The sequence below is a fragment of the Methanococcoides sp. genome, assembly GCF_030594565.1.
GTDB lineage: Archaea > Halobacteriota > Methanosarcinia > Methanosarcinales > Methanosarcinaceae > Methanococcoides > Methanococcoides seepicolus.
On the sequence record NZ_JAUVEY010000072.1, the window covers coordinates 1 to 10604 of the forward strand.

13 protein-coding genes and 1 tRNA gene are annotated in these 10604 nt (G+C 44.7%); 3 read left to right on the top strand and 11 right to left on the bottom strand.

Going from position 1 to position 10604, the window contains the following annotated elements; all coding sequences use genetic code 11:
- The 11 genes from QAS77_RS07170 to QAS77_RS07220 form a co-directional block, all read right to left on the bottom strand.
- Positions 1 to 269, bottom strand: a 269-nt coding sequence (locus QAS77_RS07170) for a hypothetical protein (RefSeq protein ID WP_305064652.1), incomplete at its 3' end; no start/stop codon positions are given.
- 480 nt (positions 270 to 749) lie between these two features.
- Positions 750 to 820, bottom strand: a tRNA-Gly gene (locus QAS77_RS07175).
- Positions 821 to 901: 81 nt separating this feature from the next.
- Positions 902 to 2104 (bottom strand): O-phospho-L-seryl-tRNA:Cys-tRNA synthase, encoded by a 1203-nt coding sequence (gene pscS / locus QAS77_RS07180; protein ID WP_305064653.1) that lies wholly within the window; start codon positions 2102 to 2104, stop codon positions 902 to 904.
- 80 nt (positions 2105 to 2184) lie between these two features.
- Positions 2185 to 2460: a DNA-directed RNA polymerase subunit L gene (locus QAS77_RS07185; RefSeq protein ID WP_305064654.1), complete on the bottom strand. Its 276-nt coding sequence runs from the start codon at positions 2458 to 2460 to the stop codon at positions 2185 to 2187.
- A 24-nt stretch (positions 2461 to 2484) separates the two neighbouring features.
- The gene (locus QAS77_RS07190; RefSeq protein ID WP_305064656.1) at positions 2485 to 3198 is read right to left on the bottom strand and encodes an exosome complex RNA-binding protein Csl4; all 714 of its coding nucleotides are present in this window, start codon (positions 3196 to 3198) and stop codon (positions 2485 to 2487) included.
- Between the two features lie 73 nt (positions 3199 to 3271).
- On the bottom strand, positions 3272 to 3883 hold the full coding sequence (locus tag QAS77_RS07195) for an METTL5 family protein (RefSeq protein ID WP_305064658.1): 612 nt from the start codon (positions 3881 to 3883) through the stop codon (positions 3272 to 3274).
- Positions 3884 to 3888: 5 nt separating this feature from the next.
- Positions 3889 to 4884, bottom strand: a complete 996-nt coding sequence (gene dph2, locus QAS77_RS07200; RefSeq protein ID WP_305064659.1) for a diphthamide biosynthesis enzyme Dph2 — start codon at positions 4882 to 4884, stop codon at positions 3889 to 3891.
- A complete protein-coding gene (hpt, locus tag QAS77_RS07205) occupies positions 4871 to 5443 on the bottom strand; it encodes a hypoxanthine/guanine phosphoribosyltransferase (protein WP_305064660.1) in 573 nt (190 codons plus the stop codon). Before hpt ends, dph2 begins: the two co-directional genes overlap by 14 nt.
- A 64-nt stretch (positions 5444 to 5507) precedes the next feature.
- A complete protein-coding gene (locus tag QAS77_RS07210; RefSeq protein WP_305064662.1) occupies positions 5508 to 7139 on the bottom strand; it encodes a VWA domain-containing protein in 1632 nt (543 codons plus the stop codon).
- 14 nt (positions 7140 to 7153) lie between these two features.
- Positions 7154 to 8278 carry an ATP-binding protein gene (locus tag QAS77_RS07215; RefSeq protein WP_305064664.1) on the bottom strand — a complete coding sequence of 375 codons (1125 nt, stop codon included), beginning with the start codon at positions 8276 to 8278 and terminating at the stop codon, positions 7154 to 7156.
- 38 nt (positions 8279 to 8316) lie between these two features.
- Positions 8317 to 8721 (bottom strand): hypothetical protein, encoded by a 405-nt coding sequence (locus tag QAS77_RS07220; protein ID WP_305064665.1) that lies wholly within the window; start codon positions 8719 to 8721, stop codon positions 8317 to 8319.
- A gap of 176 nt (positions 8722 to 8897) precedes the next feature.
- Here QAS77_RS07220 and larE point away from each other — a divergent pair, with 176 nt between their 5' ends.
- From larE to QAS77_RS07235, 3 genes are all read left to right on the top strand, one after another.
- Entirely contained in the window at positions 8898 to 9719 is an 822-nt protein-coding gene (gene larE, locus QAS77_RS07225) for an ATP-dependent sacrificial sulfur transferase LarE (RefSeq protein WP_305064667.1), read from the top strand.
- 2 nt (positions 9720 to 9721) lie between these two features.
- Positions 9722 to 10156 carry a GNAT family N-acetyltransferase gene (locus QAS77_RS07230; RefSeq protein WP_305064669.1) on the top strand — a complete coding sequence of 145 codons (435 nt, stop codon included), beginning with the start codon at positions 9722 to 9724 and terminating at the stop codon, positions 10154 to 10156.
- Between the two features lie 3 nt (positions 10157 to 10159).
- A partial coding sequence (locus tag QAS77_RS07235; RefSeq protein WP_305064670.1) for a DUF531 domain-containing protein occupies positions 10160 to 10604 on the top strand: 445 nt, incomplete at its 3' end.

Below are 10604 nucleotides of genomic sequence, written 5' to 3' on the forward strand. Positions count from 1 at the left end.
GCCATAAAAGCTTGTCTATACTGACCTTGCACGAGAGCCAAAAGGCCAAACTGATATTCACGCAATGCAAATTTGAATAAATTTACTTCTGGGCGTGTGGATAATACCTGAATCCAAGTTTCAAAATCAACAATAAAATGATGATTTTTGCTATGTGAACCATCATCTGCCTCAAAAGAAGAATTTATTATATCTCCACAAGTGGTGTGAAGTTTTTGATAGTATTCTTCACAACCTGATGTTGTCTTTAATAATTCCAGTTCACTCATTATTGATATATCTCCTGACATACTAAAATATTTCGACATATTAATCTTTGATGATTAGTAACTATTCTGCATACAGATATGTAAAAATATATTAAAGTTATCCTAAAAAAAATGTGATTGACAATATATTTCCGTACTCAAACTTGCTGAAAGCTGGAAATATGAGATTAAATTTTCAATAAAATATGATTGCATAAACAATAATGATATTTCTCTTATAGATTGTACGGTGAAAATATAGAATTATTATACATAAATTTTAATTAGGTGTCCTAATTTCTTTAACAAGAAGAATATTAACACTGTATAACTACAACTTTTTACGATTAAGTAATATCATAACAATCTGAATTTTTGAGTATCTACTTTTTAGGATACCTATTACCCCGACTTGCTGTGCGGGGAATTGGATTCGAACTCTGAAAGAACTATAAATTTATAACAAGTAAGCTATCTAGCTGTTACTTATACACAAAAAAATGCGGCTGCCGGGATTCGAACCCGGGTTCTAAGCTTGGGAAGCTCAGGTCATACCACTAAACCACAGTCGCACAACTTCTCTTTATCTATTTGGCCGTTTTATATTATAGCTGTTTTGGTCTTCTGTGAGCGATTTGAACAGCGATGGCACTCTAGTGATCGATTGAAAAAAGAAAAGAAATGAAAGACCAACACTCGAACTTCTTAAAGATCTGTTCGAAGGAATATACAATATAGGAGAGATTCTCTCTGCCGACTTGGAAGGTGCTGAGCTTGAAGAACTTGGTAAGACCGGCTTTGATGCCGTGTATGTTTCGGCTCTTGAGCTCTTTGTAGAGGAAGTACCTTCCCTTCTTTACTCTTGTGGAGATCTCGTAGAGGTTGGGGGCCTCGAAGAACATCAGGTCGTGGTTGTGGGGTCTTTGTCCCAGCTGTATGAGCCCCAGGGCTTCCAGCTTTTCGGAGAACCATCTGGCATCGGCCACTTCATTGTCCCAGTTCCGGGTGCGTTTCACGACTTCGGGGAACGAGGCTATCATGGTCATCAGGGTCGCACTGCGGGCAGTACAGCCGAGAAGCTCTATTTCCTTGTTCTTGTTGGTGGGGGACTTTCGGAATATGATATCGGAATAGTCACCGTTATCATCGTTCACGCCAAGCACACCTATGGGTCCGCAGCTCGCCATGGACTTGTGACCGCTTCCGACAATGAAATCCACGCCCAGCTCCTTTGCGTCCACTGGCATCCTGCCAACGGAATACGCACAGTTCAGAAGCAGAGGGACATCGTACTCATGGCAGACGGAAGCTATTTTTTTGGCATCGGCTAGGTTGCCGTAATTGCCGTCAGGGTAGGTCAGGAGTGCAAGAGCAGGGGCTTTTCCGGTCTCACTGATGGTCTCCTCGATAGCGGTGCCGTAGCCTTCAGGATCGATATAATAGTCCGGGTGCTCCGAATGCGGGACCTTTCTTATCTCTAGGCGTGCGCGTTGAGCCGCCACAACAGAAGAATAATGGGCAAGGCCGTCAAGGATGACAGTATCGCCTTCCTGGGCAATGGCATGCATCACAGCGAACTTCGATTCCCGCGCACCGTGGGTTATACGTGCCTGATCCACTCCCAAAAACTCCGGGAGGGCCTCGTGGACGAACTCCTGTACAGGAGGCTTCTTAATAAGGTCCAGAACGCCTCCGCAGTTATCACAGATGGAATATCCGTCTCCCCATTCCACCAGAGCACGTCTGGCATCCTCTGTCAGTATCCCTCCGGTCTGCAGGGGATCGATATTGATCATATTCTTAGTAGGGCGTTCAATGAATCCGAAATTCTTTAATGCAGCATCGTCAAGTGTCATATACTCACTTCTGTTTGGTCACTTCTTGCTCTTCTAAAGTAGCAACTAATGGGTTAAAATAGTAAAAAAGTGTGGAAATATCATTCCACAGCTTTATTGAAAACGGTGGCGAACTCTTCACAATCTGTGATCAATTTAGCCACTGCATCCTTGACAACATCTATGGGATCAGCATTCTCTGTCTTAATGAAAAGAATAGGCTCACTGACCGTTACGTGTTTCATATCATAAGATGCGGTATGGACGCGCTCATCTTCAAGAAGGATGATCTTGAGCATGTTCAAGAGTGTATGACTCTCTCCAGCTATCTCCATTTTCATCTCATCATCAGATTTTTCTAAGATCTTAAGTTCCATTTTATAATCTCCTTACTGTTGAACTTAAATAATACCGGTGCCGTAATCGGAAGATATCTTACGTGACTCTGTACGTCCGCATTGAGCACACTTCAATACCTGATCATCTTTTTTCAACGTACTTCCACAATTGGCACATGTTGCGACCATCACACCAAGTTCCTTTCCGGAAGTCGTCATCCTCATATTCTCAATGTTGATGACCTTCGCCTTAACAACATCAGCTACAGCGAACTCCTTTGACATTTCCTTAACGTATGATTCCTTCACATTGGAAACATGAATGGCAGCAACTCCGGGTTTGATGAACTGACGGTCAACGACACCCTTGATCCCCTCTATCTGCACAAGTGCCATGGAATCACGCACATTGACGACCGTTCCTATCAGTATGTCACCCTTTTTGATAGTTGGTGGCATGCTTGTAGTCGGTTTTACAGATATAGTCCTGCGCTTCTTGTTCACCATTACGAAGCCGGTGGCAAGTGAAAGAATGTCACCTCTGACAATGTAAGTGTTATCCCCTGCTTCAAATTCCTCGGTAGTGCCGATAATGTCACCAGGCATTACCAGGACCTTCTCTCCATGCTGTTCCTCTTCCACGTGATCATCTTCCGTATTAGTCTTAGGGGTCTCGGTTTTCCTCTTCTCTACTTTCTTTTCTGCCACTTTTACCTTTTTACTGGCAGTATCTAATACTTCCTCTTCGACCTCTGGCTTCTCACCTAAGGACTTCATGCTCCTTCTGGTCGTTTTCTTGCGGTTTCTTATTCTAATAGGAATCCCTCATCTAATTTAAATACGCCAGCAATTACTTTTGATCGGTCTGGCAATTATCTGTAATAATCCTGTAAATTTCAACCTCAATTCTTTCTACATCTTTTTTATGGAATTTAAATGTTCGTTTTATCGGAAATCCAGTATTGTACCATTCCGTGATGACCGCAGGTTGAATGAACTTTTTCACGAACGCCAGACTTCCACTATTGTGTATTGAATACGTCACATCCGCCACTCTCATCGCGGTTTTGAGGAAAGGTCTGTCACTTCCCTTTACCTGTGCACCAAAAGGCGGATTCATGACCACAGTATCTGCATGTCCTCTGACCTGTCTGATATCCTTACACTCGAATTCCACATCGACACCGATCATCTCAGCATTCTCCCGGGCGATCTCCAGTGCTCCCGGGTCTGAATCGAATCCCACAACCCTCTCAGCACCAAGGACAGCTGCACCGATGGCAAGCATTCCTGTGCCGCACCCCAGATCATAGACCGTACCCTCAAGATCTCCCTTCATGAACGCAAAATGAAGCATCTCCGCCGCAAGCAAAGCCGGGGTAGGGTACTGTTCCAGGGTTACATTAGGCTTCTCGAACCCCCTTACCTTTTCAAGGAGGATCTCGAGCTTGCGTTGCTTCATGATCCTCAGTCTCCCCTTATCTCATCAAAGACCATGTCTTCCCACTCACGCTTTCCGAGAACTATCTCGAATTCCTGTGGGGTGAGCATGGGTGCGGAGAACCTTCCCACCTCATCCACAGCAAGTCGCGGACATGCAGTGCTCACAAAAGCATCCACTTTGAACTGCAGCATCTGGTCAGGGGTGATGAGGTCGAGTATCAATATATAAGCGGTCTTCCCCTTCTCCTCGGCAAGTTCTTTAAGTTCCCTGGCAAGTTCCATTCTGTATTGCCCTGGTTTACTGGAAACAATGATCTCGAAAGACTCGGCATCCAGTGACTTCGCAATGGCCGCACTACGCTGACGCATGATAAGGGACGGGTCTACCTCCCTCACCTCCTTCGAGAATGGGTCTGCAATAAGAACCCTCTTTCCGGTAGCAAGCGAAACCCCAAGTGGATGGAACCCTCCACTGCCGATATAAAGGAACTCCTCGCAGTCCAGGTCGTCAGCAACCGAAAAATTGCATCCCAGCACCTGTCCGGCGTATGCAATCTTACTGTCGCCTCTTCCTATGGCTACGACCTTGCCGTTGGCCTCCAGGATCTCCCGAACCTCCGGCAACTTATGGACATGCTGTACAGTGGTCAGAAGTCCCACTTTCTTCCCATGGAGTTCCTCCAAGGCCTTGAGAACAACATCCTTGACGTCCGCATCGGAGCGTGTCTCTATAAAAATGACCTTGTCGCTATACCTGTTATCATCAAGTTGAGCATGTCCGAAATGGAAAAGCAGGTCAACATTTTCAAGTATGGGTATGTCGAGGTCACAAGCACCATAACAAGGATTTGCAGAAATGATAATCTCCACTCCGGTAGCTTCACTGATCTCTGAAGCAATAGTAGGACCTCGCCTCTTAAAACCCTCCGGGAATTGCAGTCCTATGATCTCAGGTTGCACTTTCCTTATTATCTCAATGATATGGTCTATCTGAAAATCGAAAGGCTCACTGCTGCTCACCGGCCACCTCCAGAATAGAGACCCCGTTCATATCGACATCTATCTTCACAAGGGTATTGACATTATAGCCCATATCGCTCATCTTTGCAGCACCATCGCCTCTGCTGATGACCACGATAACATTACAGATATTCGCACCCATGTTCTCAAGTGCCGGAAGAAGGGCTTTCAATGTGCCGCCGGTACTGATAACATCGTCCACAACAAGGACAGTCTCGCCCTTGCTCACTCCGTTGATGTAAAGCTCGCCTTTTGAATAACCTGTGCTCTGTGAAAGGACTACCTCGCCCTCAAGTCCGTATTGCCTCTTCCTGACAATGGACATGGGTTTTCCTGTCTTCATTGAAAGTGCCGTTGCCAGTGGGATTCCCATTGCTTCGATGGATACTATCCTGTCGTAATCGGTTCCCGCAATATCTATCATATGGTCTGCGATCTCATCCAGCAGTTCCGGTTCAAGGGATGGGACACCATCTGAGATCGGGTGTATGAAATACGGATATTCGCCTCTTATCACAATGGGTGCCTTACGGAGTGATTCCTGAAGAACTTCTAACATGTTATCCTGCCTTTTATGTTTAAAAAATGACCGCGTTCGCAGTCCCGGGAGTAACGACCCCGCCTCATCGAAGATTAGAGGCAGAAGATGCAATATCTGTCAGATCGTTACGCTCTCCTTTTATAGCAGAATAAAGTGTTTCTTTACTTAAAAGTACTGGATGGTAGTATTTACCGCAGGCAACATCTGCCAGCTTTTCCGCAAGGTCACTTCCATTCCTACTGATATCGACAACAAGCATGTTTATCCTGTAATCGTTAAAACCCTTGCATACCTGTAGCAGTTCCCTTTCTATACTCCCGCCCCGGTTCAATGGGACGTTGGCAGTACCATCTGTCACGAGTATCATAATAGGAACAGCTGAAGGTTCACGCTTCAATTCCTGGAGGATGGTCTCGACACCTGTGAGTATGCCGGAGACCATTGGTGTGGTCCCTCCGAAAGGCACCTTTTCCAGATATCTCTTTGCAGACTCCACGGACGAAGTGAACGGTAGCACGAGTTCTGCCGACCTTCCGCTATATGTAACAAGAGATACCCTGTCTCTTCTCTGATACGCATCTTTGAGAAGTGCGAGAACAACATCTGTTGTGATCTTGATCTTCTCCTTTTCATCCATGGAATCAGAAGTATCAAAAACGATATTTATCAGCGTGGATATCCTTCGTCGCCTTATCTTTTCCCTGATATCGCTCTTTTTAATGCTTATCTTCCCGTCCTTGGCGTGATGTGCCGCTGCACGCACAGTAGGCGCAATGGCGATATCCGTCACCTTATCTCCAGGCATCTTATACCTGACATATCGCCCTCGCTTACCCTTGGTGAGAACCTCTGCCCGTCTCCCGGATTTCAATCTTCCAGAAACTACTTTCTTCTTCTGCTTGTTCTTCGCAAAATCCGTAAGTATCTTGCTCACTGCTTTCTCATCTTCGAGATGATCATCTCTTTCAGGCTTTGTTTTTGACTTTGATATATCTTCGGGGGCACAGTTCTGTTCACTTTCAAATTCAGCAGTATCCTTCCGGTTCTCAGAAATTGGGCCCGGCTCTTCGATCTTCGGATCGTTACATACTTCCCCTTCTGCCTCCGGTACTTTTGTTTCCAGTAATTCCAAAGTCTGCTTTTCCTCTGGAATTATCTCTGGTATATCTTCCTTTGCTCCGGGGATATCCACTACCAAGTTCTGCTTGTTTCTCTTGACAAGTACAGGTTTTTCTTTCTTAATCCGTTTTGGACCCGTTTCGAACTTCGGTTCATATTCCCTCGGGACAAGATGGACCTCTACCTCATCAATTGCCTTGTCAACGGTCTCTTTGCTTCCTTGCTCGACTCCATTTTCAGGGATAGTTATCCTCATGATATCATAATCATCTTTCTTGGGAAATTCTTGTTCTTCCTCAAAGACCGTTTCAACCTCTGACTCTTTCTTAAATGACTTGAAAAAATCCTTCGGATCAACTATCACATGGTCGTTATCAGCGATAATGAATATCTCCTTCACATCTTCCGGCTGTATCGACCCTGTTCCTGAAATGAGCTTTTTGTGAACCGCCTCGGTATCAGTCCCACTTATCTGAGAAAGCTCTGTAAGGGGCAGCCGAACGCTTATTACCGGTCTGCCCGGATTGAATACCCCGACATCATAGTTCCTGTCAAGGCTTTTCCTCAAACGAGATGCGGTAACTTGATCCTTCATTCGATATACCTGTCTTAAACAGTTCCGTTAACTACAGCCCGAAGTTGTTCCGCACTGAACTCCTCTTCTTCGAATGGTTTCTTTCTCATTCTGTGAGGCAGTACCATCTCTGCGGCTTCTATAATATCCTCGTTGGTGATCCTCTCTCTACCTTCATAAGCCGCATTTGTGCGTGCAGTACGTTCTATCATAATATCGGCTCTGTGACCATCAACATTGAAGGCGACACATATCTTCGCAATTGTCCGCAGATTGTCCCTTGTTGCGGATATCCTGCCTATTGCCTGCTTTGCCTTGATTATCTTGGCACGCAATTTCTCTTGTTCAGATTCAAATTCCCTTCTGAACTCCTGCGGGTCCTTGTTGAACTGGTTCCTTCTCTCAATGATCTCTACCCTTTGCTCAATATCGGTAATTCCCTCAACTTCCACCTGAAGGGCTATCCTGTCAAGAAGCTGTGGTCGAAGCTCTCCTTCCTCCGGGTTCATGCTTCCCACGATAATGAAATTGGCAGGGTGACTTACACTGATCCCTTCTCTTTCCACCGTATTCACGTTCATTGCAGCAGCATCGAGTAATGCATCCACTACAAAATCATCCAGCAGGTTGATCTCGTCCACATAAAGGATATTTCGGTTCGCATTGGCAAGGATACCCGGTTCAAAGGCCTGGGTGCCTTCCTTTACAGCCTTCTCTATATCTAGACTTCCAACTACCCTGTCCTCGGTAGCTCCAACCGGAAGATCGACGACCTTCATGGGTACTTTTTCTACCTTTATCTGACCCTTCCTCTGTTTGTCCACACATTCCCAGCAGAACGTGTCGGTGTCCAGGGGGTCACAGTTATATTTGCATCCGCCGATCACTTCGATCTCCGGCAAGATCTCTGCTAATCCTCTCACTGCTGTTGATTTGGCTGTCCCTTTCTGGCCTCGTACCAGAACTCCTCCGATGGATGGATTGATTGCATTCAGTATCAATGCCCGAAGCATCATTTCCTGTCCCACGATCCCCGAAATAGGGTACATTACCCTTTTCGTCTTGGTAGCCGTTTTTTGGATCTCCTCAAAGGTCGTTCTCTTCTTTTCGACCGGTTTTGGCACTTCTCTTATGGTGCCTGCAATATTGGTAAAGCTCATGATATCCCCTCTGTTGGATTATTTGTATGTCTTTCCGATCATATGTATCTCAGGATCAATGCTGAAATGAGTGCTATGAACAGCAATATCATTGCAATTATGAAAAGCAGGAATATTACGTTCATCCTGATCTTCTTGCTTGGATCCCTCACCGCATTCAGTTCTATCAGTGAGTAGAACATTGTTATCAGGAACATCATTGAGGAAAGCAACATCAACGATCCCGCGACAATAACGAATTCTGCGGTCCATGTAAGTGCTTTTGCATTGATAAGGTCGATAAAGAATTCCTTACCATGGCGTTCATACGCAGCGGTGATCCACAACATCGTGTAAGCGATCTCAGCAGCACCCATTATGGCAGAACATATTGCAGTTGCCAGCAGTGTGGCCATTGCAGATATATCCGGTAATTTCAGGTCTATCTCCCATTCATTATCCACTTTTTCACCTTTCTCTCTTGTTATAATGTACAAATTTGTTCATTATACAATATAACAATTATCATCATGATAAGATATATAATCTATCTATGCGAATAGATAATAAAAAATAATCTGTTCTAACCCGTTTTTCCTCATACAGTACTTATTTATCTTTTCGGTACTTTGGATTTAGCGTGGACCCCTCAATAGAATTGACACTTCCCGATAAAATGGGTATTATAAAAAAGGCCATAGCTAAGAAAAAAAAAGTGCTTGTTGCTTTCTCAGGAGGCGTGGATAGTTCAACTCTTGCTGCCCTGGCATTCGATGCATTGGGGGACAATGCTCTTGCAGTCACCCTTTATTCACCTGTGATCCTGCAAAGTGAACTTGAATATGCAAAAAGAACAGCAGAACTTATTGGTATAAGGCACATTGTTCTTGACCATGACATCCTCTCTGATGAGCGTATAAGAATGAACGATCCTCAGAGATGCTACTATTGCAAGAAGCACTTTGTCAAAAAGCTAAAAGGCGTAGCTTCAGAGGAAGGGTTGAACGTAATTATGGAAGGGACAAATGCTTCCGAAATAACCGGTCGCCGACCCGGACTGGAAGCCCTGAGGGAAGCCGGTTCTTCTATCTTTACCCCTTATGTCGATTTTAATGTAAGTAAAGAGGAAGTTCGAGAGATGGCATCCTATCTCGGACTTGATGTTGCTAATAGACCTTCAAATTCCTGTCTTCTTTCAAGACTTCCTTATGGCACTGAAGTGACCTCTGATCTCCTTGGAAAAATTGAAACTGCAGAAGATCTCATTCACTCCTTGGGAATATCTTCTGTAAGGGTAAGGGTGCACGATGATATTGCCCGTATCGAGGTACAGCCCGTGGATATTCCTATTATCATTGAAAATAGAAAACCGGTCCTTAGCTGCCTGAAAGAAATGGGCTGTCCGTATGTGACGCTTGATCTGGAAGGTTTCAGAAGTGGCAGCATGGATGAGGTCCTCTGAAAATGAAGGGAAATATCGATGTGGCGATAAGATATGCCGAAATATCTGATCGTAGGTCTGTTGAAGGCATTATGGGGACATATTTCCTTGATATTGATGATGTTCCTATGGAGGATTTCATAGTTGCTGAAGTGGATGGCAAGATCGTTGGAGTGGCAGCAGTTTCGGATAAGGAATGTTGTGAGGTTCATTCCATTGCAGTCCATCCTACCTATCGTGGAATGGGGGTAGGGTCAAAAATGATAGCCAGGCTCATGGGGGCTGTTTCCCATGAGCGGCTTTATGTAAGGACTACATCTCCTGTGTTTTTCAAAAAAATGGGTTTTGTGGAACTTCCTATGTCGGAAAAAGCGAGCTTATGGCAGGATTGTCGTGAATGTGACCGATACGACAACTGTAAACAATATGTTCTATGTATAGTACTGAACGAGGTTTAAATTGTGTTAACACTTGGTCTTATAAATACTTATGATAAAATAAAGGTGCTGGATGCTCATTATCGTGCAATTGCAAGAGCTGCACCGATCTGTTATGCTTACGGTTTGACCCTCTGTCTTTTTGATTTTCCTTTTAAGATGACCCCTGAGGAGCTTGTGGAATATGTTATGGATAAGACCACTATCGGCGGGTCTGGTAAATATCTAAAGGCATTGCATGAGAATAACCGTCTGTTCATTTTCGATCTTCCAAAAAAAGGTTTCCAGTCCCAGTTCGGAACTGCTGTGGTAACTACCTCAATGCCTGAGGAAAAGTTCACCGTCACTCCGGAAGATATCGCTGAAGGCGTGATGCGCAACCGTTCCTATCTTCTGCTCATTGGTCTTGGCAGAAAAGGTCTTCCAAAGAAATTGTATTCCCTTACAGACCATCATCTTGACATTACCT